Source organism: Amycolatopsis sp. NPDC088138, from assembly GCF_044741685.1.
GTDB lineage: Bacteria > Actinomycetota > Actinomycetes > Mycobacteriales > Pseudonocardiaceae > Amycolatopsis.
Genome location: NZ_JBIUTB010000004.1, coordinates 825,388 through 851,337 on the forward strand (window position 1 = coordinate 825,388; position 25,950 = coordinate 851,337).

Annotated in this window: 27 protein-coding genes and 1 riboswitch; of the genes, 24 read left to right on the forward strand and 3 right to left on the reverse strand. The window is 70.9% G+C overall.

All coding sequences use genetic code 11. The features are described from left to right. Positions 1–19: 19 nt before the first annotated feature. From ACIOD2_RS24555 to ACIOD2_RS24600, 10 genes are all read left to right on the forward strand, one after another. Complete coding sequence (locus ACIOD2_RS24555) at positions 20–520, forward strand: SigE family RNA polymerase sigma factor (protein ID WP_400542172.1); 501 nt, start codon at positions 20–22, stop codon at positions 518–520. After that, positions 520–1,197, forward strand: a complete 678-nt coding sequence (locus ACIOD2_RS24560) for a hypothetical protein (protein ID WP_400542175.1) — start codon at positions 520–522, stop codon at positions 1,195–1,197. Before ACIOD2_RS24555 ends, ACIOD2_RS24560 begins: the two co-directional genes overlap by 1 nt. Positions 1,198–1,286: 89 nt before the next feature. Next, a complete protein-coding gene (locus ACIOD2_RS24565) occupies positions 1,287–2,015 on the forward strand; it encodes a DivIVA domain-containing protein (RefSeq protein ID WP_400542178.1) in 729 nt (242 codons plus the stop codon). A 77-nt stretch (positions 2,016–2,092) separates the two neighbouring features. Next, positions 2,093–2,701: a YceD family protein gene (locus ACIOD2_RS24570; protein WP_400542181.1), complete on the forward strand. Its 609-nt coding sequence runs from the start codon at positions 2,093–2,095 to the stop codon at positions 2,699–2,701. A 70-nt stretch (positions 2,702–2,771) separates the two neighbouring features. Beyond that, positions 2,772–2,954: a 50S ribosomal protein L32 gene (rpmF, locus tag ACIOD2_RS24575; protein ID WP_297548837.1), complete on the forward strand. Its 183-nt coding sequence runs from the start codon at positions 2,772–2,774 to the stop codon at positions 2,952–2,954. A 13-nt stretch (positions 2,955–2,967) separates the two neighbouring features. After that, positions 2,968–3,729: a ribonuclease III gene (rnc, locus tag ACIOD2_RS24580; RefSeq protein WP_400542185.1), complete on the forward strand. Its 762-nt coding sequence runs from the start codon at positions 2,968–2,970 to the stop codon at positions 3,727–3,729. A 137-nt stretch (positions 3,730–3,866) separates the two neighbouring features. Next, positions 3,867–4,736, forward strand: coding sequence for a bifunctional DNA-formamidopyrimidine glycosylase/DNA-(apurinic or apyrimidinic site) lyase (gene mutM, locus ACIOD2_RS24585; RefSeq protein ID WP_400542188.1), 870 nt, complete (start codon positions 3,867–3,869; stop codon positions 4,734–4,736). A 58-nt stretch (positions 4,737–4,794) separates the two neighbouring features. After that, the gene (locus ACIOD2_RS24590) at positions 4,795–5,229 is read left to right on the forward strand and encodes a helix-turn-helix domain-containing protein (RefSeq protein WP_400542191.1); all 435 of its coding nucleotides are present in this window, start codon (positions 4,795–4,797) and stop codon (positions 5,227–5,229) included. 722 nt (positions 5,230–5,951) lie between these two features. Further along, the gene (locus ACIOD2_RS24595; protein WP_392763675.1) at positions 5,952–6,473 is read left to right on the forward strand and encodes a hypothetical protein; all 522 of its coding nucleotides are present in this window, start codon (positions 5,952–5,954) and stop codon (positions 6,471–6,473) included. Beyond that, the gene (locus ACIOD2_RS24600; RefSeq protein WP_400542194.1) at positions 6,470–7,636 is read left to right on the forward strand and encodes an MAB_1171c family putative transporter; all 1,167 of its coding nucleotides are present in this window, start codon (positions 6,470–6,472) and stop codon (positions 7,634–7,636) included. Before ACIOD2_RS24595 ends, ACIOD2_RS24600 begins: the two co-directional genes overlap by 4 nt. Positions 7,637–8,187: 551 nt before the next feature. On the opposite strand, the gene ACIOD2_RS24605 is transcribed toward ACIOD2_RS24600, so the two are convergent. Next, positions 8,188–9,090, reverse strand: a complete 903-nt coding sequence (locus ACIOD2_RS24605; RefSeq protein ID WP_400542197.1) for an SMP-30/gluconolactonase/LRE family protein — start codon at positions 9,088–9,090, stop codon at positions 8,188–8,190. Positions 9,091–9,159: 69 nt separating this feature from the next. Here ACIOD2_RS24605 and ACIOD2_RS24610 point away from each other — a divergent pair, with 69 nt between their 5' ends. The 4 genes from ACIOD2_RS24610 to ACIOD2_RS24625 all read left to right on the forward strand — a co-directional run bounded on the left by ACIOD2_RS24610 (position 9,160) and on the right by ACIOD2_RS24625 (position 12,341). Further along, positions 9,160–9,603, forward strand: coding sequence for an Lrp/AsnC family transcriptional regulator (locus ACIOD2_RS24610; protein ID WP_400542200.1), 444 nt, complete (start codon positions 9,160–9,162; stop codon positions 9,601–9,603). A gap of 88 nt (positions 9,604–9,691) precedes the next feature. Continuing rightward, a complete protein-coding gene (locus ACIOD2_RS24615; RefSeq protein WP_323331770.1) occupies positions 9,692–10,015 on the forward strand; it encodes a PadR family transcriptional regulator in 324 nt (107 codons plus the stop codon). Further along, entirely contained in the window at positions 10,012–11,256 is a 1,245-nt protein-coding gene (locus ACIOD2_RS24620; RefSeq protein WP_400542203.1) for a DUF1700 domain-containing protein, read from the forward strand. The genes ACIOD2_RS24615 and ACIOD2_RS24620 overlap by 4 nt, the downstream gene beginning before the upstream one ends. 185 nt (positions 11,257–11,441) lie before the next feature. Then, positions 11,442–12,341: an alpha/beta fold hydrolase gene (locus ACIOD2_RS24625; RefSeq protein WP_400543232.1), complete on the forward strand. Its 900-nt coding sequence runs from the start codon at positions 11,442–11,444 to the stop codon at positions 12,339–12,341. Between the two features lie 167 nt (positions 12,342–12,508). Here the strand turns inward: ACIOD2_RS24625 and ACIOD2_RS24630 are convergent, their stop codons facing one another. Continuing rightward, positions 12,509–13,030, reverse strand: a complete 522-nt coding sequence (locus tag ACIOD2_RS24630) for a general stress protein (protein WP_323331768.1) — start codon at positions 13,028–13,030, stop codon at positions 12,509–12,511. Positions 13,031–13,255: 225 nt separating this feature from the next. Between ACIOD2_RS24630 and ACIOD2_RS24635 the strand changes: the two genes are divergently transcribed. Genes ACIOD2_RS24635 through ACIOD2_RS24650 form a run of 4 tightly spaced genes read left to right on the forward strand, consistent with a single transcriptional unit; the run spans position 13,256 to position 17,442 of the window. Beyond that, complete coding sequence (locus tag ACIOD2_RS24635) at positions 13,256–14,620, forward strand: glutamine synthetase family protein (RefSeq protein ID WP_400542206.1); 1,365 nt, start codon at positions 13,256–13,258, stop codon at positions 14,618–14,620. After that, positions 14,601–15,314, forward strand: coding sequence for a gamma-glutamyl-gamma-aminobutyrate hydrolase family protein (locus tag ACIOD2_RS24640; RefSeq protein ID WP_400542209.1), 714 nt, complete (start codon positions 14,601–14,603; stop codon positions 15,312–15,314). Before ACIOD2_RS24635 ends, ACIOD2_RS24640 begins: the two co-directional genes overlap by 20 nt. After that, positions 15,311–16,675, forward strand: coding sequence for an aldehyde dehydrogenase family protein (locus ACIOD2_RS24645; protein ID WP_400542212.1), 1,365 nt, complete (start codon positions 15,311–15,313; stop codon positions 16,673–16,675). The genes ACIOD2_RS24640 and ACIOD2_RS24645 overlap by 4 nt, the downstream gene beginning before the upstream one ends. Beyond that, positions 16,675–17,442: a 3-oxoacyl-ACP reductase gene (locus ACIOD2_RS24650; protein ID WP_400542215.1), complete on the forward strand. Its 768-nt coding sequence runs from the start codon at positions 16,675–16,677 to the stop codon at positions 17,440–17,442. Before ACIOD2_RS24645 ends, ACIOD2_RS24650 begins: the two co-directional genes overlap by 1 nt. On the opposite strand, the gene ACIOD2_RS24655 is transcribed toward ACIOD2_RS24650, so the two are convergent. Next, entirely contained in the window at positions 17,439–17,639 is a 201-nt protein-coding gene (locus tag ACIOD2_RS24655; RefSeq protein ID WP_400542218.1) for a hypothetical protein, read from the reverse strand. The two genes, ACIOD2_RS24650 and ACIOD2_RS24655, sit on opposite strands and share 4 nt — an antisense overlap. A 71-nt stretch (positions 17,640–17,710) precedes the next feature. Here ACIOD2_RS24655 and ACIOD2_RS24660 point away from each other — a divergent pair, with 71 nt between their 5' ends. The 6 genes from ACIOD2_RS24660 (at position 17,711) to lipA (ending at position 25,946) form a co-directional block, all read left to right on the forward strand. Next, positions 17,711–19,051: a helix-turn-helix domain-containing protein gene (locus ACIOD2_RS24660; protein ID WP_400542221.1), complete on the forward strand. Its 1,341-nt coding sequence runs from the start codon at positions 17,711–17,713 to the stop codon at positions 19,049–19,051. A 145-nt stretch (positions 19,052–19,196) separates the two neighbouring features. Further along, a riboswitch (glycine riboswitch) is annotated at positions 19,197–19,296 on the forward strand. A 44-nt stretch (positions 19,297–19,340) separates the two neighbouring features. Then, positions 19,341–22,172 (forward strand): aminomethyl-transferring glycine dehydrogenase, encoded by a 2,832-nt coding sequence (gcvP, locus tag ACIOD2_RS24665; protein ID WP_400543235.1) that lies wholly within the window; start codon positions 19,341–19,343, stop codon positions 22,170–22,172. Positions 22,173–22,180: 8 nt separating this feature from the next. Then, positions 22,181–23,284, forward strand: coding sequence for a glycine cleavage system aminomethyltransferase GcvT (gcvT, locus tag ACIOD2_RS24670; RefSeq protein ID WP_400542224.1), 1,104 nt, complete (start codon positions 22,181–22,183; stop codon positions 23,282–23,284). Positions 23,285–23,296: 12 nt separating this feature from the next. Then, positions 23,297–23,674 carry a glycine cleavage system protein GcvH gene (gene gcvH / locus ACIOD2_RS24675; protein WP_323331761.1) on the forward strand — a complete coding sequence of 126 codons (378 nt, stop codon included), beginning with the start codon at positions 23,297–23,299 and terminating at the stop codon, positions 23,672–23,674. Then, positions 23,674–24,948 carry a serine hydroxymethyltransferase gene (glyA, locus tag ACIOD2_RS24680; protein ID WP_400542227.1) on the forward strand — a complete coding sequence of 425 codons (1,275 nt, stop codon included), beginning with the start codon at positions 23,674–23,676 and terminating at the stop codon, positions 24,946–24,948. The genes gcvH and glyA overlap by 1 nt, the downstream gene beginning before the upstream one ends. Next, the gene (gene lipA / locus ACIOD2_RS24685; RefSeq protein ID WP_400542230.1) at positions 24,945–25,946 is read left to right on the forward strand and encodes a lipoyl synthase; all 1,002 of its coding nucleotides are present in this window, start codon (positions 24,945–24,947) and stop codon (positions 25,944–25,946) included. Before glyA ends, lipA begins: the two co-directional genes overlap by 4 nt. Positions 25,947–25,950 lie beyond the last annotated feature (4 nt).

The window sequence follows — 25,950 nt, forward strand, 5'->3', positions numbered from 1 at the left end:
ACGGACGAGGGAGGCACGGATGCGTGCTGGGGACGACGCGGACTTCCGGGAGTTCGCCCGGGCGCGGGCACTGGCGCTCCGGCGCACGGCGTACCTCCTGTGCGGTGACTGGCACCTGGCCGAGGACCTCGTCCAGAACACGCTCCTCAAGCTCCACCGGGTCTGGCCGAAGATCACCCGCCGCGGGCCCGTCGACAACTACGCCCGCCGGGTCCTGCTGCGCTGCTGGCTCGACGAGCAGCGCCGGCCGTGGCGCCGCCGCGAACGCCGGGACGGCGTGGTGCCGGACCAGCCCTCCTCCACCCTCGAGACCGGCATCTCGGATCCCCTCCTGCGTGCCCTCGCCGAGGTTCCCGCGAAGCAGCGCGCCGCCGTCGTGCTCCGCTACTGCGCCGACCTGCCGGTCGCCGAGGTCGCGGCCGTGCTGCGCTGCTCGGAAGGAACCGTCCGCAGCCAGGCCTCGCGCGGGCTCGAGACCCTGCGTGGAGTCCTCGAGCACGCCGCGGAGAGGAGCGCCTGATGACCGACATCGAGACCCGCCTGCGCGAGGTGGACCTCGTGGAGCCGCCGCTCGGGTTCGACCCGGACGAGGTGGCCGACCGCGCGGCGAAGCGGACCCGGCGGCGGACCGCGGGCATCACCGGGACGCTGGCCGTGGGCGCGGTGGTCGCGGCCGTGGCGGTGTTCGTCCCGGCGACGCCGGCCCCGGTGCCCCCCGCGGCGCCACCCTCGCCGCCGTCGCCCGCCGAGCAGGCGCGGGTCCGCCAGGGGCTGACCGACGCCGTCACGCGGCTGTTCCCCGGTCTGCGGAGCCTGAGCGTGGGTGCGTCGGCCGCCGACTCCGTCGGCCCGGACCGGATGAGCGCGACGGCCACCTTCGTCGACGCCGCCGGGCGCCCGGGCACCTTCCAGCTCACCGTCCGCGGCGGCCGGGCGGCGCCGGACGTCGCCCCGCTCGGCCGGGTCTGCGCGCGGAGGTCCTGCGACGAGCTGCCGGACGGCGCGCTCCTGGCGATCACCGAGTTCGAGGAGGCGGGCGGGCTGCGTGGTTTCAACGGCGTCCTGGACCGGCCGGACGGCTCGGTGGTGACGATCACCGACGCCGGCGACAGCGCTCCCGGCGTCACCGACTCGGTCCAGCTGACCCGCGAGCAGCTCACGAAGGTGATCACCGATCCGGCGTTCACCCTGCCGTAGGACACGGACACGCCCGGTGCCGTGCGCCTTCACCGCTTCGGCGCCGGATGAGGGCAGACTGGTCCCAGCGACAGGGGATTGGAGTTGCCGTGTACCGGGTTTTCGAGGCGCTCGACGAGCTCGTCACCATCGTCGAGGAGGCGCGCGGCGTCCCGATGACGTCCAGCTGCGTGGTGCCCCGCGGCGACGTCCTCGAACTTCTGGACGACGTCCGCGACGCGTTCCCCGCGGAGGTCGACGACGCCCAGGACGTGCTGGACAAGCGCGACGACCTGATCCACGCCGCCCGCAAGGAGGCGGGGGAGACGGTCGCGGGGGCGAACTCCGACGCCGAGCGGGCGATCGCCGAGGCCACCGACGAGGCCGAGCGCATCCTGGCCGACGCGCGGGCCCGCGCCGAGCAGATGCTCGCCGACGCCCACGACCAGGCCGACCGCACGGTCGCGGCGGGCCAGGCCGAGTACCAGAACCTCACCGACCGCTCCCGCGGCGAGTCGGAGCGGATGATCCAGGCCGGCCGCGACGCCTACGACCGCGCGATCGAAGACGGCCGCCTCGAGCAGTCCCGGCTGGTCGCGCAGACGGAGGTCGTCCAGGCGGCGCACGCCGAATCGGCCCGCATCGTCGACGAGGCCCACGCGGAAGCGGACCGCCAGCGCGGCGACTGCGACGCCTACGTGGACGGCAAGCTGGCCGAGTTCTCGGAGCTGCTGGCGACGACGCTGCGCACGGTCGACTCGGGCCGCAACCACCTGCGTTCCCCGGCGAACCTGCCGAACAGCGGCGGCCGCCCGACCCTCTACGACTACCAGGTGTGACGAGCCTCTCAGAGGCCGTGTGACGTGCGTGGGTGCCAGCTCGAAAGGGGTGGCACCCCGTGCGTACTCTGGACGGGATGTCCGAGAACAAGACCCCCCAGCTCGACGACCGCAGCCCGTGGGTGATCGACACCCGTGAGCTCGGCCGTCACGCCGGCCTCAGCCGCCCTCTTCAGCGCACTGTGCCGGTGGAGACGCCGCTTGGCGTCCCCGACGTCATCACCATCGCCGCCGGTTCCGAACTCAAGCTCGACCTGCTCCTCGAATCCGTCGTCGAGGGCGTGTGGGTCAGCGGCACGGCCACGGCGACCACGAAGGGCAACTGCGCGCGCTGCCTCGACCCGCTGACCGAGGAGGTCGAGGTCGAGGTCCAGGAGCTGTTCGCCTACCCGGGCTCGGCCACCGAGGAAACCACGGACGAGGACGAGATCCCGCGGCTGGTCGACGACCGGATCGACCTCGAGCCGACCGTCCGCGACGCCGTCGTGCTCGCCCTGCCGCTGGCGCCGCTGTGCACCGAAGACTGCGCCGGGCTCTGCATCGACTGCGGCGTCAAGTGGGCCGATCTCGAGCCCGGACACGGGCATGAGAAGATAGACCCTCGGTGGGCCGCACTGGTCGAGCGCTTCGACGAGAATGCGGGCGAAAAGCCTGCGCAGGACCCCGCTGAGCAAGAGCAAGCCTGACGAGCGTCCAGCTCGCCGGTGAGGAAAGTTCGCTCGCACCGCGAGCAGACCGTCTTAAGGAGATCTACTCGTGGCCGTCCCGAAGCGGAAGATGTCGCGATCCAACACGCGCGCCCGCCGCAGCCAGTGGAAGGCGGCTCCGGTTCAGCTGGTGCCCTGCTCCAACCGCGCCTGCAAGCAGCCGAAGCTCCAGCACATCGCGTGCCCGACGTGCGGCCAGCACAACGGCCGCCAGGTCGTCGAGCCCGCCTGATCGGGTAGCCGACATGGGGGGCAAGACGCCCGGGGGACCACCAGCCGATCCGGCGCCGTTGCTCGAAGCGCTCGGGGTCGTACTCGACTCCGAGTTGCTCGAGCTGTCGCTGACCCACCGTTCGTACGCGTACGAAAACGGTGGTCTGCCGCCGAACGAGCGGCTGGAGTTCCTCGGTGACGCCGTGCTCGGCCTGGTCGTCACCGATCACCTCTACACCACGCACCCGGACCTGCCCGAAGGTCAGCTCGCGAAGCTCCGCGCCAGTGTCGTCAACATGCACGCGCTGGCGAGGGTGGCCCGCGGGCTCGGCGAGGGCGGGCTCGGGGCGCACCTGTTGCTGGGCAAGGGCGAAGAGCTCACCGGCGGCCGGGACAAGGCGAGCATCCTCGCCGACGGCCTGGAAGCGGTCATCGGTGCCGTCTACCTCGCGCACGGCATCGAGATCGCCCGCAAGCTCGTGCACCACCTCTTCGACGGTCTTCTCGCCGAGGCGCCGCTGCGCGGTGCCGGGCTCGACTGGAAGACGAGCCTGCAGGAGCTGACGGCGTCGGCCGGTCTCGGCGTGCCCGAGTACCGCGTCGAGGACACCGGTCCGGACCACCGCAAGGAGTTCACGGCCACGGTCCTCATCGGCGGCCGCCCGCTCGGCACCGGTTCGGGTTCGACGAAGAAGGAAGCCGAGCAGAAGGCCGCCGAGACGGCCTGGCGCTCGCTGTCGGCCGAAATCGAAGCCGAGAAGGAAGCCGAGAAGTCTGAGGAAGAGGACGCCTGACGTTCGCGTCCTCCTGATCCGCCTGTAGCCCAGAGGCGTTCGTGGCCGTCCGCCACGAATCCTCCGGGAGACAGGCGGATTTTCCTTTTCGCGCCGCCTCTCCGGGAAGTGTCGTACCCCCGGGGCACAATGGCCGTATGCCCGAACTTCCCGAGGTCGAAGTCGTCCGCGTGGGCCTGCAGGCGCACGTCGCCGGCCGGACCGTGCGCGAGGCCGAGGTCCTGCACCCGCGAGCGATCCGGCGGCACGTGCTGGGGGCCGGCGACTTCACCCAGCGGCTCACCGGTGCCCGCGTCGAAGCCGCGCGGCGGCGGGGCAAGTACCTGTGGCTGGAGCTGTCCGACAAGGAAGCCGTCGTCGCCCACCTCGGGATGAGCGGGCAGATGCTCGTCCAGCCCGAAGACGCGCCGGACGAGAAGCACCTGCGCGTCCGGCTGCGCTTCGACGACGACGGGCCGGAGCTGCGTTTCGTCGACCAACGGACGTTCGGCGGCCTGGTCCTGGACGACCTGACCGACATCGGCGAGCGCGTGCTGCTGCCCGGCTCGATCGCGCACATCGCGCGTGACCCGATGGACCCGGCGTTCGACCTCGACACGGCCGTTCGCGCGTTGCGGTCCCGCCGCACCGAGATCAAGCGCGCCCTGCTCGACCAGACGCTGGTCTCGGGCATCGGCAACATCTACGCAGACGAAGCGCTGTGGCGCGCGAAGCTGCACTGGGCGAGGCCGACCGAGAAGCTCACCCTCGCGAAGGGCCGGGAGCTGCTGTCCGCGGCGTCGGACGTGATGAACGCGGCCCTGGGCCAGGGCGGCACGTCGTTCGACGCGCTGTATGTCAACGTCAACGGGCAGTCGGGGTACTTCGACCGTTCGCTCGACGCGTACGGCCAGGAGGGCCTGCCGTGCCACCGCTGCGGCTCGCCGATCCGGCGCGAGCCGTTCATGAACCGGTCGTCGTTCTCGTGCCCGCGGTGCCAGCCACGGCCGAGAGCGAACTCGCGTTGATAACAGGTGTTCGCCTTTCAGCTAGGATGAATACGCCTGGTAGCTGAGGGAGTGCAACGTGGTCAAGGAGCCCGGCAAGTCGACGCTGGCCGACAAGATCGACCAGCTGTTCCACGTGGTCCGCAGGGCCGATCGGGAGCCGTACAGCAACGAGGAGGTCGCGACGGCCTGCCGTGAGGCAACCGGCGAGAGCTTCTCGACGACCTACCTGTGGCAACTCCGCACAGGGCGGCGCACGAACCCGACCAAGCGGCACTTGGAGGCTTTGGCCCAGTTCTTCGGAGTCCCGCCGGCCTATTTCTTCGACGACGAGCAGAGCCGCAAGATCGCCGAAGAGCTGGCCCTGCTGGGAGCCCTGCGCGACGCGGGCGTCCGCGACCTGGCGCTGCGAGCGGTGACGCTGTCGGCCGACGGCCTGGACACGATCAGCGACATGATCGACGCCATCGCCCGCCGGGAAGCCGGCCGAGGGGGCCCGAAGAAGGACAGCTGACCCCGGCGGCTGGATCGCGCTTGTCGTGAGGTTGCCGGTTAGCGTGCTGTCACGAGGTCTTGACCCAGTTGGCTTGCCCGGGTGGCTCGCCGGCGGTGGTGACGAAGTCGGCCGCTCCGGCGGCCGGTTCGCGCGCCGCGGGTTCCTGTTTGTTGCGTGGTCGCTGACACTGTCAGGCGGCCCGGTGATCCTGTCGCGGTAGTGATGAGGTCGGCCGCCCCGGCGGGCGGTTCGCGTGCCGCGGGGTCCTGTTTGTCGCGTGGTTGCCGATATTGACCAGTCGGCCCGGTGATCTTGCTGCGGTAGTGATGAGGTCGGCCGCCGCGGTGGCCGGGACACGCTGCGGTGAACTCGTCGACTCATGTGCTGCTGCGAGGTCGTCGACCCAGTCGGCTCGCCGGTTGCCGACTCCAGTCGGCCCGGCTGCGTGGTCCGGCCGTGGCGGTCGTGAGAAAAGGCGGCTGGCCCAGCGGGAACCCGGGCGCCGAGGACTCTGCGCCGGTAATTACCGGCGGGGTGGTCCCGTGGCGGCCGTCGTCGCGGTAGGTTCGCGGGGTCGGCATGGCGGTGCGGACGAAAACCGAGTTCGGCACCGGGCCCCGAGGCGGGCTTGCGCGGTCGCTGCCGGGAACGAACCGGCCGCTGTGGCGTGGAGAAGGAGGGCTGACGTGGCGGAGCGACGATCTCTGCGGCGGCTCTCCGCGCGGGGACCGGGCCGTGCCTTGTGGCAGCGGGCCCGTGAGGTCGCCGGCACCGTCAGCCTGCCGGAGCCGTTCGATCCCGAGGCGTTCGTCGCGGCCCTCGCCGCCCAGCGCGGCCGTCCGATCGAGCTGATGCCGGTCAGCGCGCCCGACGGCGCGCCGTGCGGGCTGCTCATGAGCACCGAACGCGCGGACTACATCCTCTACCCGACCAACACGACCGCCCTGCACCGGCGGCACATCCTGCTGCACGAGGTCGGGCACCTGGTGTGCGGGCACACGGGGCCCGACGGCGGCCCCGACGGCGTGGCCATCGACGCCGCCGCCGGACGCCAGCTGATGCCCAACCTCTCGCCCGAGCTGGTCCGCCGGGTCCTGGGCCGCACCACCTACACCGAGGTCGAGGAACGCGAGGCCGAGCTGGTGGCCACCCTGCTCGCGCAGCGGATCGTCCGGCCCGAGGAGCCGGCGCCCGACGTCCCCGAAGACCTGCGGCGCTTCGACTCGCTGTTCGGCGGCCGGTCCCGCCGCCGCGCGCCGTGATCGAGACCCTCACCTACCACTTGTGCCTGCTGGGGTGCGCCGGGTTCGGGTACAAGCTGATCGAATCGCGCCACAGCCAGCCGGTGCGCACCATGTGGTTCCTCGCCGGGTTCGGCATCTGCATCGCCGTCGGCATCGTCGTGCTGACCCCGGCGGTGGAAGTCCTGGCCGGCCCGGGCCCGGTGTTCGCGTGGGCCGCGCCGCTGGTGGGGGAAGAGCTGAAGCTGGGCGCGATCGCCTTCGCGGTCGCCTTCAGCCAGGCGATGTGGCGAGGCGACGGCGCCCGGCTCGTCCCGCACGCGGTGTTCACCGGCGCGACGATGGTGCTGCTCGCGGCGTCCTACGCGCTGTCCTCGCCGGAGCGGGTCGGCGACGACACGGTGTTCCCGGACGGCGGGCTGCCGTTCGCACTCGCCGACAAGATCCTGTTCCTGGTCTACGGCCTGGTCAGCCTCGGCCTGCTCAGCTCGGTGTTCGCCCGCGGCGCGCGGCACGCTGAGCCCGGCCCGCTGCGCGCCGGGCTGTGGCTGCTGGTGATCGGCGTGAGCGCGGCGTTCGTGTGGACGCTGTGGGGGGTCGACGACGTCCGCAGGCTGGCGCAGACGTCCCGGATCGAGGCCCGCGAAGACCTGGTGTCGTCGGTGCTCGCGGCGGTGACCGTCGGGTTGATCGCGGCGGGGGCGACGCTCAGCGCGTGGTCGCCGGCGGTCTCGTCGGTGCTCGGCCGCGTGCGCGCCTACCGGGCGTACCGCCGCATCGAGCCGCTGTGGGCGGCGTTGCGCGCGGCGGTGCCGGGCATCGCGCTCGACCCGGGCCGCGGGCTGGCGGCCGGACCCGAGTTCGCGCTGTACCGCCGGGTGATCGAGATCCGCGACGGTCACCTGGCCCTGCGCGCCCACTTCGACCCCGGCCTCCCGGCCCGCGCGGCGGCGGAGGCCCGACGCGCGGGAGTCCCCGAAGCCGAAGTAGCGGCGACGGTGGAGGCGATCACCCTGGCGGCGGCGATCAAAGCGGAACGCGCGGGCCGCCGCTTCACCCCAGCCGAAGACACACCGGAACCCCTGGCGGACGCCGACGCCGACGTCTCGGCCGAGGCGGCCTGGCTGGTCCGGGTCAGCCGCGCCTGGCGCCGCGGCACACTGCTGAACCAGGCGCTCGACTAGCGCTGGTCGGAAGTCGTGAGGGGCACCCTCATGGCTCTGTTGTCCCTGAGGGTGCCCCTCACGGCTGCCGGGCGCGGTGCAGCGCGTTGGACCGGGCGCTCGACTGGCCCGGAACCGAAGCCGTGCGGGCACGCTGCCGAACCGGGCACTCGGCTCGCTCGGGTCCGAAGCCGCGCGGGTTCGTTGCTGGGCAGGCGATTCGGCGAGCCCGAAATCGAAGCCGCGCAAGGCAGGCGGCTGAACCAGGCGCTCGACGAGCCCGGCCAGAGTCGTGAGGGGCACCTTCACGACTTCCGGCGCTCTGACGTGCCCTTCACGGTTAGCGAGCCCCGTTCGCTGTGGCTGCAGCGTGTGCCGGGCTCGGCGTCGCGCTGAACCCAGGCGCTCGACCAGCGCTCGTGACGTACCCTTCAAGGGGTAGCGAGCACCGTTCGCTGTGACTCGCAGCATGTGCAGCGGGCTCGGCGTCGAGCTGAACCAAGGTGCTCGACGCGCTCGGATCCGAAGTCGTGAGGGGCACCTTCACGACTCCGGCGTCCGTAACCTGACCCTCACGGGTAGCGAGCCCCGTTCACCGTGACCCGCAGGGTGTACAGCGAACTCGACGCCGTGATGAACAGCTCGTTCCTCCTTGCGCCGCCGAAGGTGAAGTTCGAGCAGATCTCCGGCATCCGGAGCTTGCCGATGCGGGTGCCGTCCGGGGCGAAGCAGTGCAGGCCGTCGTGGGCTGCTGCCCAGACGTTGCCCTCGTTGTCGACGCGGACTCCGTCGAAACCGCCGGCGTCGGACGTTGCGAAGATCTCGCCGCCGGTGAGGGTTCCGCCCTCACGGACGTTGAACACCCTGAGGTGGCTGGGATCCTGGCGCGTGTCGGCGATGTACAACACTGACTCGTCGGCCGAGAAGGCGAGGCCGTTCGGGCGGGAGAAGTCGTCGGCGACGATGCGGACCTCGCCGTCCAGTGGGTCGACGCGGTAGACGTGGCACGCGCCGATCTCGCTTTCCGCGCGGTACCCCTCGTAGTCGCTGTCGATGCCGTAACTCGGGTCGGTGAACCAGATTGACCCGTCCGAGTGTTCGACGACATCGTTGGGGCTGTTGAGCTTCTTTCCTTGGTACAACGAAGCGAGCACGGTGATCGACCCGTCGTGCTCGGTGCGTGTCACCCGTCGGGGTCCTTGTTCGCAGCTGATCAGGCGGCCTCGCCGGTCGACCGTGTGCCCGTTCGCGTAGTCCGACGGCTGCCGGAACACCCCGACCTGGCCGGTGGTCTCGTCCCAGCGCAGGGTCCGGTTGTTCGGGATGTCGCTGAACACCAGGTAGCGCCCGGCCGGGAAGTACGCGGGCCCTTCGGTCCAGCGGCAGCCGGTGTGCAGGCGCTGCATCCACTCGTCGCCGTTGACGCGGGCGAAGCGCTCGTCGAGCACCTCGAAGTCCGCCTTGACCAGATCCACCGAACACCTCCCGGATCAAAATATCATCCTGCGTCGATCATGCTACACCGAACCTGATACGGTCAAGCAGTGGATGACGTGGATCGGATGTTGCTGGCGGAACTCCAGCGGGACGCGGGGCAGGTGTACACCGCGCTCGGCCGGGCGGTCGGGCTCTCGGCCGGCGCGGCCCACGAGCGCGTGCGCAAGCTGCGCGAGCAGGGCGTGATCCGGCGGACCACCGTGGAGGTCGACCCGGTCGCCGTCGGGCGCGGGGTCGCGGCGTTCGTGCTCGTCGAGGCCAACGCCTGGATGGGGGACAGCCCGGTGAAGGCCGCGCTCGAAGCGCTGCCCGAGGTCATCGAAGCGCACGTCGTCGCGGGTCCGGCGTCGCTGCTGGTGAAGGTGCGCACGGCGTCGACGGAGGAGCTGCAGGCGGCGCTGCGGCGGCTGTTCACGATCGACGGCGTCACCGGGACGCAGACGATCGTCGTGCTCGAGTCCTTCTTCGAACGGCCCGTCGACCCCGGGTGATCCCGCGACGACCCGCCGGACGGCCCTCCGCCGTGCGCACTACTGCGCAATGCGTGGTACCTTCCTAAGCGTACGACTGGAGGGTGCAGTGGAGATCAGTCAGCTGCTCAAAGGGGTGCTCGATCTGGCCGTGCTCGCGGTGCTCCGCGAGGAAGACGGCTACGGGTACGACGTCCTGCGAAGACTCAGGGCATCGGGCCTGGAAGAGGTCGGGGACGCGTCGGTGTACGGGACGTTGCGCAGGCTCTACAAAGCCGGCCTGCTCACCTCGTACGTGGTGCCCAGTGAAGAGGGACCGCACCGCAAGTACTACAGCCTGAACGAGCCGGGCCGGCTCCGCCTGGCGGAGTCGGGCAAGACCTGGCACAGCTTCGCTTCGACGATGAACGTGCTTTTGGGAGAGGCAGCATGAGCGACAAGCCGACCGCCGTGCGGGTGTATCTGGCGCGGGTCCGGACCGCGCTCGCCGACCTGCCCGCGAGCGAGATCGAAGAGATCCTCGAGGACGTCCGCCCGCACTTGGCGGAGCTTGAGGGCGAACTGGGGGAGGGCGCCCGGGTCGAGGCCCTCATCGAACGGCTCGGCACACCCGAGAGCTACGCGGCCGAGCTGCGGGCTTCGGGTGGCTACCCGCCGGCGGGGGAGGGGGCGACCGCGGTGCCGGCCGCGGCGCCGTCGTCGCCGAGCCTGCTGAAGCCGCGGATCGCGTTGTGGGGCCTGGTGATCAGCGCGGTGGGGATCGCGCTGTCCGCCTTCGTCGGCGCCGTCAGCGTCGACCCCGACGGGCTGCTCGGCGTCCTGGTGGTCGCGCCGGTGTTCGTGATCAGCTTGGTACTGCTGCTCCGCGGCGGCGTCGAGCGGGTGCTGGCGCTGCCGGAGATGACGCGGCTGCGCGGCACGCTGAACAAGCTCCGCGAGCAGGAGGACGGCGGAAAGTTCCTCGGCTACCTCGGTTCGCTGAAGCCGGCGTGGTGGGTGCTGTGCGCGCTGGCCCTGCTCACCTTCGGGGTGCTGCTCATGCTGCGGCGCCGGGAAGCCGTGCTGCTGCTGCCGTTCCTGCTCGTCGCGGGCGTCGCGGCGGTGTGGGCCGGGCCGCGGGTGGGCGCCGACCGGCGGCTGCTGTGGGTGGCCGTGCCGGTATCGGCGTTCGTCATCGGCGGGGCGCTCGGCGGGTTCGGTGCCGCGGTCGACCTCGTCTCGAACCGCAGCTCCTACCAGAGCGCGTCGTCGTACTACCCGTCGTCGTCCGATCAGTACGGCACCGACCAGCTGACCTACGGCGGCCAGTCGATCGACAACGTCTACGCCTTCGACGCCGAGGGCAAGCCGCTGACCGAGGTCTACCTCTACGACGAAGAGGGCAGGCCGATCACGCTGACCCGCTACGGCTGCGAGCGCTCGTCCGGCACCAAGGAGAAGATCGGGTCGGACAACCGGTTCCCGCGGCCGCGGATCCAGCAGGGCGTCACCGACGACCAGGGCAACTTCGACGGTTACAACGGTTACCGCTCCGCCTGCCGCGAAGACCCGAACGTGCCGTTCAGCGCGGCGATCCCGAAGGTGACGGCACCGCCTTCACCCAGTGCTCCTTCGTCGACGCCGTCACCCACGGGGACACCGACGGTGTCACCGACAACGACGCCGACGAAGTAGGGGGGAACGGACGCCAGGAGCGGAGGTCGGGGCTGCTCCTGGCGTTCACCCGATCCGAACGTGCCGGAAACGTCCAGCGAACGCGCCCGTGGTGAGCTGGGTACGTGCCGGCATTGACGGGGATCGGGGCGGACACGTTCGCTCCGCGCACACGGGTGGTCCACGGGTACGAGCGCGCCTACCGGATGGCCGGGCGCGGTCCCGCCGTGCTGTTCCTGCACGGCATCGGCGACGACTCGTCGACCTGGCTGGACCTGCTGGCTTCGCTGTCCGGCGACTACACGGTGATCGCGCCGGACCTGCTCGGCCACGGCGCGTCGGCCAAGCCGCGCGCCGACTACTCCGTCGCCGCCTACGCGTGCGGCATGCGGGACCTGCTGACCACAGTGGACGTCGACCGGGTGACGGTGGTCGGGCATTCACTCGGCGGTGGCGTCGCGATGCAGTTCGCGTACCAGTTCCCGGAACGCTGCGAGCGCCTGGTGCTGGTCGGTTCCGGTGGGGTCGGGGCGAGTGTGCACCCGCTGCTGCGCCTGGCGGCCGCCCCGGGTGCGGGACTGGTGATGCCGCTGCTGGGCACCCGCCCGGCGCTGGCCGCGATGCGCGGGATCGCCGAGCTGCTGCGGGTTTCCGAGGGCCTCGGGCTCGGCCCGGACCTCGACTACGTGCTGACGCGCTACGTCCGGCTCCTCGAGCCGGGCAGCCGGACGGCGTTCCTGCGGACGCTCCGCTCGGTCGTCGACTGGCGCGGCCAGGTGGTCAACATGCTCGACCGCTGTTACCTGACCGAGGGAATCCCGACGCTGCTGGCGTGGGGCACCGACGACGTCGTCGTGCCGAGCGGCCACGCCCTGCGCGCCCACCGCGCGATGCCGGGCAGCAAGCTGGTGCTCTTCGAGGGCGCCGGCCACTTCCCGCACCGCTCGGACCCGAAGCGGTTCCTGGAGATCCTGCGCGAGTTCCTGACGAGCACCCCGCCGGCCCGCTACGACCGCGCGCGCTGGGGCGAACTGCTGCGCTCGGGGCGTGACGCGGACCTGCCGGGCCCGCCGGCGGACATCCCGACGGTGTCGTCCGGCACCTGAGCAGGCCCCGTTTTCCACGCTACCGGTGACCACCGACGGTTCCGGGTCGCCGAGGCCGGGTTCCGGTGGTTCGACGACGCCGGCGGCCGGAATCCGCCGTTGGCGGCGCAGCCCCTGGACACGACGAAGGCCGCCTCCCGGGGGAGACGGCCTTCGAAGGGGACGGGTCAGCGGCCGAACGCGCTTCGCGCGGCCAGGTCCGCCAGCAGTGCGCGGCCCTTCTCTGCGTTGCGGGGCTGCGACAGGACGTCGTAGCGGCGGGCGACCAGCTGGCTCTGCGAGATGAACCCGCGCTTGTTGCGGTTCGCCGCGTAGCCCAGAGCGCCGAACAGCATGTTGAACCCGAGACCGGCGACGAGGCCGATCGCGATCGGCACCACTCCGTTCCCGGGGTTGAGCATGCTCAGCAGCAGCCCCAGGATCAGGCCGAACATGGCGCCGGACATCGCGGCGCTGCCGAGGACCTTGCCCCACGACATCTTGCCCGCGATCCTCTCCACGAGCATCGGCTCGACGCCCACGATGGTGACGTCGGTGACCGGGAAGTCCGTGCCCGCGAGGTGGTCGACCGCGCGCTGTGCCTGCTCGTAGGACTCGTACGAACCGATCGGCCAGCCGGTGGGCAGAGTCGGCAACTGGGGCCGGGCCTGCTGCTGTCCGATCGTGGTCTGCGTGAATGCTGTGGTCATCGATCTCACCTCTCCTGCCCCGTACAACGTGGGAGTACCCCGGATTCCTCCCGGTCGAGCACTATTCACAGACTCTTCTCAGCCGGGCATCCCGGACATTCCACCACGCCGTTCGAGTGTCATCACAATGGATCAAAAAAGTACCTTTTCGAGGGTTGACCCGTCCCTCGCCACCAGGGTAGGAAGGACCGGCAAAGGATTCGCATCAAACCTTTGGGGTGGCTGATGGCACGCAGGCGAGGCATGCTCACCCTCGACGAACTCCGCGAGCGCGTGGACGCGGGCACGATCGACACCGTGCTCGTCGCGATCACGGACATGCAGGGGCGGCTCCAGGGCAAGCGCTGCGCGGCGGAGTACTTCCTCGACGAGGTCGTCGGGCACGCCACCGAGGCCTGCAACTACCTGCTCGCGGTGGACGTCGACATGAACACCGTCGACGGCTACGAGCTCTCGTCGTGGGAGAGCGGGTACGGCGACTTCGTGCTGCGTCCCGACTTCGAAACCCTCCGGCTGGTGCCGTGGCAGGAGGGCACCGCGCTGGTGCTGGCCGACGTCGAGCGCGTGCAGGGCGGGCCGGTGTCGGTGTCGCCGCGCCAGATCCTGCGCCGCCAGCTCGAGCGGCTCGCCGAGCGCGGGCTCGGCGCCTTCGTCGGGACCGAGCTCGAGTTCATCGTCTTCGACGACACCTACGAAGCCGCCTGGGACAAGCGCTACCACGGCCTCAAGCCGGCCAACCAGTACAACGTCGACTACTCGATGCTCGGCACCGCGCGCCTCGAGCCGCTGCTGCGCCGCATCCGCAACGACATGGCGGGCGCCGGGCTCTACCCCGAGTCGGCCAAGGGTGAGTGCAACCCCGGCCAGCAGGAGATCGCCTTCCGCTTCACCGGCGCGCTCGCCACCTGCGACAACCACAGCGTCTACAAGAACGGTGCCAAGGAGATCGCCGCGCAGGAGGGCAAGAGCCTCACCTTCATGGCGAAGTACAACGAGCGCGAGGGCAACTCCTGCCACATCCACATCAGCCTGCGCTCCACCGAAGGCGGCGCGGTGCTGGCCGGGGACCGCGAGTACGGCTTCTCGAAGCTGATGGAGCACTTCCTCGCCGGGCAGCTGGCCGCACTGCACGAGCTGACCTACTTCCTCGCGCCCAACATCAACTCCTACAAGCGGTTCGTGCCCGGCAGCTTCGCGCCGACGGCCATCGCCTGGGGCACCGACAACCGCACCTGCGCGCTGCGCGTCGTCGGGCACGGCGAGTCGCTGCGCGTCGAGAACCGGGTGCCGGGCGGCGACGTCAACCCGTACCTGGCCGTCGCCGCGCTGATCGCGGCCGGCTTACACGGCATCGAGAACGAGCTGGAGCTCGAAGAACCGTTCGTCGGCAACGCCTACAACTCCGGGCGGGACACGGTCCCGACCACGCTGCCTGAGGCCGCCGCGGCGCTGGCCGGCAGTGAGGTGGCGCGCGCGGCCTTCGGCGAGGACGTCGTCGAGCACTACCTGAACGCGGCGAAGATCGAGGTGGACGCCTACAACGCCGCCGTCACCGACTGGGAGCGGGTTCGTGGCTTCGAACGACTCTAAACCGGTCATCGGGCTCACCACCTACCTCGAGCCCGCGAAGTTCCTCGTGTGGGAGACGGAAGTCGCGCTGCTGCACCGCGTCTACGTCGAGTGCGTCGTCGCCGCGGGCGGCGTCCCGGTGCTGCTGCCGCCGGTGAGCGACGCGTACGACCGCTTGGTGTCCACAGTGGACGGCCTGGTGCTGACCGGCGGCGCCGACGTCGAGCCGGAGCGCTACGGCCAGGAACAGCACCCCAGCACCTACACCCGGCCGAACCGCGACGCCTTCGAGTTCGGGCTCCTGGCCGCCGCGCGCGAGCAGGGCAAACCGGTGCTCGGCGTGTGCCGCGGCCTGCAGGTGATCAGCGTCGCCCTCGGCGGGACGCTGGTCCAGCACCTGCCCGAGGCCCGGGAGTCCACCGAGCACCAGCCCGCGCCCGCGACGTTCGGCAAGGGCATCGTCACCCTGGCCGACGGCAGCCGCGTGGCCGGGATCCTGGGCCCGGAGACCAAGACCCTGTGTTACCACCACCAGGCCATCGACCGGCTCGGTGCCGGCCTCGAGCCGGTCGGCTGGGCCGCCGACAGCACGATCGAGGCCGCCGAAGCGCCGGGTGAGAACTTCCTGCTCGGCGTCCAGTGGCACCCCGAGCAGGACACCGACGACGTCCGGCTGTTCCGGGCGCTCGTCGAAGCGAGCAGGGAGAGGGCATGACCAGTTTCGACGTGATCAACCCCGCCACCGAACAGGTGGTGCGGTCGGTCGCGCTGACCGGCGCCGACGAGACCGACGCGGCGATCGCCCGTGCCCACGCGGCGTTCCCGGCGTGGCGCGACGTCGCTCCCGGCGACCGGGCGCGGCTGCTGCGCCGCTTCGCCGACGCCGTCGAGGCGGACATCGAGCACCTCGCGCGGCTGGAGGTCGAGAACTCCGGCCACACCATCGGCAACGCCCGCTGGGAGGCCGGCAACGTCCGCGACGTGCTCACCTACTACTCCGCCGCGCCGGAACGCCTGATCGGGCAGCAGATCCCGGTGCCGGGCGGGGTGAACATCACCTTCCACGAACCGCTCGGCGTGGTCGGCGTGATCGTGCCGTGGAACTTCCCGATGCCGATCGCCGGCTGGGGGTTCGCGCCCGCGCTCGCCGCCGGCAACACCGTCGTGCTCAAGCCCGCCGAGCTGACCCCGCTCACCGCGATCCGGCTCGGCGAGCTGGCCCGTGAGGCCGGCATCCCCGAAGACGTCTTCCAGGTGCTGCCCGGCAAGGGATCCGTTGTGGGACAACGGTTCGTCGAGCACCCGGCCGTCCGCAAGGTCGTCTTCACCGGCTCCACCGAGGTCGGCAAGCAGATCATGGCCGGCTGCGCGGCGCGGGTGAAGCGCGTGACGCTGGAGCTGGGCGGCAAGAACGCGAACGTCGTCTTCGCCGACTCCGACCTGGAGAAGGCCGCGGCGACCGCGCCCTACGGCGTCTTCGACAACGCCGGGCAGGACTGCTGCGCGCGGTCGCTGATCCTGGTGCAGGCGAGCGTCTACGACCGGTTCATGGAGCTGCTGGAGCCGGCGGTGCACGGCGTCGTCGTCGGCGACCCCGCCGAGGAGAAGACCGAGATGGGGCCGCTGATCTCCGCGGCCCACCGGGAAAAGGTCGCCTCCTACGTGCCGGACGACGCGCCGATCGCGTTCCGTGGCACCGCGCCGGCCGGGCCCGGCTTCTGGTTCCCGCCGACCGTCCTGACCCCGCCGGACCTGCGGCACCCCGCCGCGGCCGAAGAGGTCTTCGGCCCGGTCGTGGCCGTCGTGCCGTTCACCGACGAGGCGGACGCGGTGCGCCAGGCCAACGCCACCGAGTACGGCCTGTCCGGGTCGATCTGGACCCGCGACACCGGCCGCGCCTTCCGCGTCGCGCGGGCCGTCGAGGCCGGCAACCTGTCGGTCAACTCGCACTCGTCGGTGCGCTACTGGACACCCTTCGGCGGCTTCAAGCAGTCCGGCCTCGGCCGCGAGCTGGGCCCCGACGCCCCGACGGCGTTCACCGAGACCAAGAACGTTTTCATCAGCACGGAGGAGTAATGGTCCAGCGTTTCGAAGGCCGCGTCGCGGTGATCACCGGCGGCGCGAGCGGCATCGGCCTGGCGACCGCCCGCCGCCTGGCGAGCGAAGGCGCGCAGGTCGTCATCGGCGACCTGACGCCGGAGTCCGGCAAGGCCGCGGCGGACGAGGTCGGCGGCCTGTTCGTGCAGGCCGACGTCACCGACGCCGAGCAGGTGGAGAACCTCTACCGGACCACGGCCGACCAGTACGGCAGCATCGACGTCGCGTTCAACAACGCCGGCATCTCGCCGCCCGAGGACGACTCGATCCTGACCACCGGGATCGACGCCTGGGAGCGGGTGCAGCGGGTCAACCTGACGTCGGTTTACCTGTGCTGCAAGGAAGTCCTGCCGTACATGCAGCGCCAGGGCAAGGGCTCCATCGTCAACACGGCGTCGTTCGTGGCGGTGATGGGCGCGGCGACGTCGCAGATCTCCTACACCGCGTCCAAGGGCGGCGTGCTCGCCATGAGCCGTGAGCTGGGCGTGCAGTTCGCGCGGGAGAACATCCGCGTCAACGCGCTGTGCCCGGGGCCGGTGAACACGCCGCTGCTCAAGGAGCTGTTCGCGAAGGACCCGGAACGCGCGGCGCGTCGCCTGGTCCACGTCCCGGTCGGCCGGTTCGCCGAACCGGAGGAGATCGCGGCGGCCGTCGCGTTCCTGGCCAGCGACGACGCCAGCTTCATCACGGCGTCCCAGTTTCTCGTGGACGGCGGCATCTCCGGCGCGTACGTCACCCCGATCTAACGGCGGTTCGTCGGCTTCCGGATGCCGTACACCTCCCGCAGGTACTTCCAGGCGGCGTTGAGCGACTTCCGTTCGGCGGCCACCCGCGCTTCACGGCGGCGAAGCACGCGAACGGCGGTTTCGGCGGTGAGGAAGGCCCCGGCGGCGAAGGTGAGCACGCCGACGATCAGGGTCAGGGCGACGACAGTGGTGGTCATGGCTCCAGCGTCGGCGCGCTGTGGGCGGTTTGTCCCTGCGCAAAGCTAGCGGGTTTCGTTAGCTTTGTGAGGTGACGCACTGGCGCGCCGACGAGTGGGCGGAAGCGGTCCGGGCCGGGATCCGCTCCCGGGGCCTCTCGCTGGACGAGGCCGCGCGCCGGATCGGCGTGCCGACGTCGACCCTGCGCAGCTGGATCGAGCACCGGCACGCGCCGAAGGTGACCGTGTTCGACCACTGGGCCCAGCTCGCCGAGGTCACCGGGCTCGGGGAGGCCGAGCTGCTGCGGGTCGCCGGGGTGCTGCCCGAGTCGCTGGTCAGCCCGGTGCACGTCGCGCAGGCCGCGAAGTCGCTGCGGGAGGGCATCGACCGGGCCGGGGACTTCCTGCGGCAGGCGACGGCGCTCGTGTACTCGTCGCCCGGCACGCAGGTGGCGAACGCGATCGCCGCGTCGCCGATCGACTGGGAGATGCGGATCCGCTCGGCCACCCGCGGCGACGAGGTCCGCGTCACCTACCACCACTACGTCGGCATCGTGCCGCCCCGCGGCTTCCCGCATTCCGACGCCGAGGCGCGCCGGATCATCGAACGCGAGATCCTCGGCGGCCTCTGGCAGCCGCTCGGGCTGTACTGGCGGGTCGCCGAGCCGCACGACTGGGCCGACCCGCCGCGGCTGGTGATCCAGGTGCCCGAGCAGGAGGCGTCACGCCCGCCTTCGCCGTCGCCGCCGCTGGTGACCGCGCCGCCGGTCGTGGTGCTGTCGCCGATCTGGGGGTACGGCGAGCTGCTGGCGTCGCTGGTCGCCGACGGGCTCGGGTTCGGCAACGTCGACTTCCGCTACTTCGGCCTGCCGGACGCGATGGCCGACCGGCTCCGGATCACCGCGCGCGAGCTGGCCGAGCCGGCGCCGCGGCTGGTGCACAGCGTGCCGCCGATCATGCTGCTGCACGGCCTCGACGTGCCCGACCTGGCCGGGCGGCTCCCGGTCGTGGTCCGCCACGGCCCGCGGATGCGCGCCCGCGCCGCCCGGATCTACCGCGAGCCGCTGCTCGAGGCGGGCTTCGCCGACCCGGAGGACGGCGCCCGCGCGATCGAAGACGCCGTCGACGCGGTGGTCGCCCGGCTGCCCGGCGAGTACTTCGAGGTGGTCCTCGACGACGCGGACGTCTTCGACGGCGACCGGCCGTCCCTGGACCGGCTGAACGACTCGGTCGCGTGGCTCGCGGAGCAGGTGGTCGAGCACATCCTGCTCGGCGCGGGCCTCCCGCCGGTCCCGCTGGGCGGCCCGCTCAAGCGGCTGGTGCTGCCGTCGGGCCGGGTCCGCCGCCCGCCGCCACTGGTGAGCGCGGTCACCCGGCGGGCCGGCGGTCGAGGCGGGCTCGAAGACCGATGTGGTGTTGCCCGGGTGAAGTAGACGGGGGCCGAACGCGGCAGGTACGGTAGCCGCCATAACTGCAGATCGGGCCGTCGAGCCGAGGCGGGAGAGCCCTCACGAAGTCAGTGGGGCACCGAAGGAGCAAACTCCCCGGAATCTCTCAGGTACCTGCTACCGCTTCGCGCGAGGCCACTCTGGAAAGCAGGCGCACCCGCGCCTCACCCAAGGTGAAAGCCGTGTTCTCACACGGTGAAACTCTCAGGTGCCATGACAGAGGGGGAGTTCCCAGCGCACCGTTGTGCCCGGTGCCCGGCCCGAGGAGCTCCCGATCACCTCTACGCAGTTCGACGCCCGCCATATCGGCCCCTCCGAGGCCGAACGCGCCAAGATGCTCGCCGAGTGCGGCTACGGATCCCTCGACGCGCTGCTCGAAGCAGCCGTCCCGAGTGCGATCCGCGCCACACGCGACCTGGTCCTCCCGCCCGCGGCGTCCGAAGAGGACGCCACCGCGGAGCTGCGCGCGCTCGCCGCGCGTAACCGGCCGATGACGCAGATGATCGGTCTCGGTTACTCCGACACCGTCACCCCCGGCGTGATCCGCCGCAACGTCCTCGAGAACCCGGCTTGGTACACGGCCTACACGCCGTACCAGCCGGAAATCTCCCAGGGCCGCCTCGAAGCGCTGCTCAACTTCCAGACGATGGTCGCCGACCTCACCGGCCTGGCCACCGCGAACGCGTCCCTGCTGGACGAGTCGACCGCCGTCGCCGAGGCCGTCACGCTGATGCGCCGCTCGTCGAAGTCGAAGTCCAACAAGGTCGTGCTGGACGCCGAGTGCCTGCCGCAGACCATCGCCGTCGTGCGCACCCGCGTCGAGGCGCTGGGCATCGAGGTCGAGGTCCGCGACCTGCTGACCGGCCTGCCCGACGACTTCTTCGGCGTGGTCGTCCAGTACCCCGGCGCGTCCGGCGTGCTGCGCGGCCGCGGTTTCTACCACGCGATCTCCGAGTCGGCGAAGGCCGCGGGCGCGCTGTTCACCGTCGCCGCCGACCTGCTCTCGCTGACGCTGATCACCTCGCCCGGCGAGTTCGGCGCCGACGTCGCCGCCGGGTCGACGCAGCGCTTCGGCGTCCCGCTCGGTTACGGCGGCCCGCACGCCGGGTTCATGTCCGTCCGCGCCGGGCTCGAGCGCTCGCTGCCCGGGCGCCTGGTCGGCGTCTCGGTCGACGCCGACGGCAACTCGGCCTACCGGCTGGCGCTGCAGACCCGTGAGCAGCACATCCGCCGCGAGAAGGCGACGTCCAACATCTGCACCGCGCAGGTCCTCCCGGCCGTGCTGGCCGCGATGTACGCGGTCTACCACGGCCCGGACGGTCTCAAGCGGATCGCCCAGCGGGTCCACGGCCTGGCCGCGGGCTTCGCCGACACGCTGCGCAAGACCGGTGTCGAGGTCGTGCACGAGTCCTTCTTCGACACGGTCGTCGCGCACGTCCCGGGTCAGGCCGCCGACGTCCACGCCGCCGCCCGCGAGGCCGGCATCAACCTCGGGCACGTCGACGCCGACCACGTCCGCGTCGCCTTCGACGAGGTCAGCACCCCGGCGATCGCGGCGAAGGTCCTGAAAGCCTTCGGTGTCGAGGGGGACGTCCAAGACGGCGTCGCGCTGCCCAACGGCCTGGCCCGCGAGAGCGGCTTCATGGGCCACGAGGTCTTCGGCAGCCACCGCTCCGAGACGGCGATGCTGCGCTACCTGCGCCGGCTGTCCGACCAGGACTACGCGCTCGACCGCGGCATGATCCCGCTCGGCTCCTGCACGATGAAGCTCAACGCCACCACCGAGATGGAGCCGATCAGCTGGCGCGAGTTCGCCGGCATCCACCCGTTCGCGCCGGCCGAGGACGCCGAGGGCTACCACGTCCTCGTCGCGCAGCTGGCCGAGTGGCTGGCCGAGGTCACCGGCTACGACAAGGTGTCGCTGCAGCCGAACGCGGGCAGCCAGGGCGAGTTGGCCGGGCTGCTGGCGATCCGCGCCTACCACCGTTCGAACGGCGACGAAGCTCGCGACGTCTGCCTGATCCCGTCGTCCGCGCACGGCACCAACGCCGCGTCCGCGGTGCTCGCCGGGATGCGCGTGGTCGTCGTCAAGTGCACCGACGAGGGCAACGTCGACCTGGCCGACCTGCGGTCCAAAGTGGACGCGCACCGGGACACGCTCGCCGCGATCATGGTCACCTACCCGTCCACGCACGGCGTGTACGAGCACTCGATCGACGAGCTGGCCAAGATCGTGCACGACGGCGGCGGCCAGGTGTACGTCGACGGCGCGAACCTCAACGCCCTGCTGGGCCTGGCCAAGCCGGGCGAGTTCGGCGGCGACGTCTCGCACCTGAACCTGCACAAGACCTTCTGCATCCCGCACGGCGGTGGCGGCCCCGGCGTCGGCCCGGTCGCGGTGCGCGCGCACCTCGCGCCGTTCCTGCCCAACCACCCGCTGCTGGACCAGGCCGGTCCGGCGACCGGCGTCGGCCCGATCAGCGGCGCGCCCTACGGCTCGGCGTCGATCCTGCCGATCTCCTGGGCCTACGTCCGGATGATGGGCGCCCCCGGCCTGACCGCGGCCACGAAGGTCGCCGTGCTGGCCGCGAACTACGTCGCCTCGCGGCTGGCGCCGCACTACCCGGTGCTCTACACGGGCCAGGACGGCCTGGTCGCGCACGAGTGCATCCTCGACCTGCGCCAGATCACCAAGGAGACCGGCGTGACGGTCGACGACGTCGCGAAGCGGCTCATCGACTACGGCTTCCACGCGCCGACGATGTCGTTCCCGGTCGCCGGCACGCTGATGGTCGAGCCGACCGAGTCCGAGGACCTGGGCGAGATCGACCGGTTCATCGCGGCGATGATCGCCATCCGCGGCGAGATCGACGAGGTCGCCAAGGGCACGTGGACCGCGGAGGCGTCGCCGCTGCGCGGTGCCCCGCACACCGCCGAGACGCTGGTCGGCGAGTGGGACAAGGCCTACGACCGCGAGCTGGCGGTGTTCCCGGCGGGTGTCTCGCGCAAGAACAAGTACTGGCCGCCGGTCCGCCGCATCGACGGCGCCCGCGGTGACCGCAACCTGGTCTGCTCCTGCCCGCCCCTCAACGCTTACGAAGGCTGAGTTCTCCCTTGAATTCCACAGCGTCGAAAGAGACCAGCCTGCACGGAGTCCACAAAGGACTTGGTGCACTGTTCACCGACTTCGCGGGCTGGTCCATGCCGGTCCGCTACGCCAGCGAGCTGGCCGAGCACAAGGCCGTCCGAGAGGCGGCCGGGCTGTTCGACCTTTCGCACATGGCCGAAATCCACGTCACGGGCAAGCAGGCCGCCGACGTCCTCGACTTCGCGCTGGTCGGCAACCTCACCGGGGTCAAGCCGGGCCGGGCGCGCTACACGATGATCTGCGACGCCGACGGCGGCGTGCTCGACGACCTGGTCGTCTACCGGCTGGCCGACGAGCACTACCTCGTCGTCGCCAACGCGGGCAACGCGAAGGTCGTCGCGGACGCACTGGCCGAGCGGGTCGCGGGCTTCGACGCGGTGGTCGACGACCGGTCCGAGACGACCGCGCTGATCGCCGTCCAGGGCCCGAACGCCGTCAAGATCCTCGGCGCGGTCACCGACGCCGACCTCGACGCGCTCAAGTACTACGCCAGCGTCCCGGCGGTCGTGAAGGGCCACGAGGTCCTGCTCGCCCGCACCGGTTACACCGGCGAGGACGGCTTCGAGCTGTTCGTCCCGGCCGACGAGGCGCCCGACGTGTGGCGCATCCTGTCCGAGGCGGGGGAGGCCCACGGGCTGGTCCCGGCCGGCCTGGCCTGCCGCGACACGCTGCGGCTCGAAGCCGGGATGCCGTTGTACGGCAACGAACTCACCCTCGGCCAGAGCCCGTTCGAAGCCGGGCTCGGGCGCGTGGTCAAGTTCGAGAAGCCGGGTGACTTCGTCGGCCGCGCGGCCTTGGAAGAGCGGTCCAAGGCGGACGTTCCGCGCGTACGCGTGGGGCTCAAGGGCCAGGGTCGCCGCGCGCCGCGGCACGGTTACAAGCTGCTGGCCGACGGCGTCGAGATCGGCGAGGTCACCAGCGGGGCGCTGTCACCCACTCTGGGTCACCCGATCGCCATGGCGTACGTCGATCGGGCGTACACCGAGCCCGGCACCGAACTTTCCGTCGACATCCGGGGCAGGATCGAGCCCGTCGAGGTCGTCGCCCTCCCGTTCTACTCCCGCGCGTAAAGGACTTTCACCATGAGCATCCCCGAGAACCTGAAGTACACCAAGGAACACGAGTGGCTGAACGTCGAAGGTGACGTCGCCACCGTGGGCATCACCGCCTTCGCCGCCGAGTCGCTCGGCGACATCGTGTTCGTCCAGCTGCCCGACGTCGGCGCCACGATCACCTCCGGCGAGGTGTTCGGCGAGGTCGAGTCGACCAAGTCCGTCAGCGAGCTGTACGCGCCGGTCTCCGGCGAGGTCGTCGAGGTCAACGGCACCACGTCGGACACCCCCGAGGTGATCAACTCGGACCCGTACGCCGAAGGCTGGCTGCTCAAGGTGCGGCTCTCCGGAGACGTGCCCGAGCTGCTCGACGCCGCCGCCTACGCCGCCCTCACCCAGGAGAACTGATGACGACCTTCGACGCCCACCTCGCCGACGTCGACCCCGAGGTCGCCGCGGCCGTCGCCGACGAGCTGACCCGCCAGCAGTCCACCCTGGAGATGATCGCCTCCGAGAACTTCGCCCCGGTGGGCGTGCTCGAGGCGCAGGGTTCGGTGCTGACCAACAAGTACGCCGAGGGTTACCCCGGCCGCCGCTACTACGGCGGCTGCGAGCACGTCGACGTCGTCGAGCAGCTCGCCATCGACCGCGCGAAGGCGCTGTTCGGCGCCGAGCACGCCAACGTGCAGCCGCACTCGGGCGCGCAGGCCAACGCCGCCGCGATGTTCGCCGTGCTCAAGCCGGGTGACACGATCCTCGGCCTCGACCTGGCGCACGGCGGTCACCTGACGCACGGGATGAAGATCAATTTCTCGGGCAAGCTCTACAACGTCGTCGCCTACCACGTCGACAAAGAGACCGGCATCGTCGACCTGGCCGAGATCGAGCGCCTCGCTGTCGAGCACAAGCCGAAGCTGATCATCGCCGGCTGGTCGGCGTACCCGCGTCAGCTCGACTTCGCCGAGTTCCGCCGCATCGCGGACCTGGTGGAAGCCAAGCTGATGGTGGACATGGCGCACTTCGCCGGGCTGGTCGCGACCGGGCTGCACCCGTCGCCGGTGCCGCACGCCGACATCGTCACCACGACCACGCACAAGACCCTCGGCGGCCCGCGCGGCGGCCTGATCCTGTGCCGCCAGGAGCTGGCGAAGAAGATCAACTCGGCGGTGTTCCCGGGCCAGCAGGGCGGGCCGCTGGAGCACGTCATCGCGGCCAAGGCCGTCGCGCTGAAGATCGCCGCGAGCGAGGAGTTCAAGGAGCGCCAGCAGCGCACCCTGGACGGCTCCCGCATCCTGGCGTCGCGGCTGTCGCAGCCGGACCTGGCCGAGGCCGGCGTCCGCGTGCTGACCGGCGGCACCGACGTCCACCTGGTGCTCGTCGACCTCGTCCAGTCCACTCTGGACGGTCAGCAGGCCGAGGACCGGCTGCACGAGGTCGGTATCACGGTCAACCGCAACGCCGTCCCGTTCGACCCGCGCCCGCCGATGATCACTTCCGGGCTGCGCATCGGCACTCCGGCGCTGGCCACCCGCGGCTTCCAGGCCGAGGACTTCACCGAGGTCGCCGACGTCATCGCCGAGGCGCTCAAGCCGGACTTCGACGACGCCGTGCGCTCGAAGCTGCGTGACCGCGTCGAGACGCTGGCCAAGAAGCACCCGCTGTACGCGGACCTGTCCCGGTGAGCGCTCTGCCCGAGGGCCGGAAGCTGCTGCGTCTGGAAGTCCGCAACAGCGAAACGCCGATCGAGAAGAAGCCGCCGTGGATCAAGACGCGCGTGCGGATGGGCCCGGAGTTCACCGAGCTGAAGGGCTTGGTGCGCCGGGAAGGTCTGCACACGGTTTGTGAAGAAGCGGGTTGTCCCAACATCTACGAGTGCTGGGAAGACCGCGAAGCCACGTTCCTCATCGGCGGTGACCAGTGCACCCGCCGGTGTGACTTCTGCCAGATCGACACGGGCAAGCCGGCCGAGCTGGACCGGACGGAGCCGCGGAAGGTCGCGGAGTCCGTCCAGGCCATGGGTCTGCGGTACTCGACGATCACCGGTGTGGCTCGCGACGACCTCGCTGATGGTGGGGCGTGGCTGTACGCGGAGACCGTGCGTCAGATCCACGACCTGAACCCGGGTACCGGTGTCGAGCTGCTGATCCCGGACTTCAACGCGGACCCCGCGCAGCTGGCCGAGGTCTTCGGATCGCGGCCGGAAGTCCTTGCTCACAACGTCGAAACGGTGCCGCGGATCTTCAAGCGGATCCGGCCGGGCTTCCGGTACGCGCGTTCGCTCGAGGTCATCACCAAGGCGCGTGAGTTCGGCCTGGTCACGAAGTCCAACCTGATCCTCGGCATGGGGGAGACCCCGGACGAGGTCGCTCCGGCGATGCAGGACCTGGTCGACGCGGGGTGCGAGATCCTGACGATCACGCAGTACCTGCGTCCGTCGCCGCGGCACCACCCGGTGGACCGGTGGGTGAAGCCGGAGGAGTTCGTCGAGCACTCCCAGGCCGCCGAGGCGATGGGCTTCGCGGGTGTCATGGCGGGTCCGCTGGTGCGGTCTTCGTACCGCGCGGGACGGCTCTACGCCCAGACCAAGGCCCACCGCGGCGAAGACCTCCCGGACAACCTGCGGCACCTCACCGAGCAGGGACCGGCCGCGCAAGAAGCCAGCTCCCTGCTGGCGAGATAGGAAG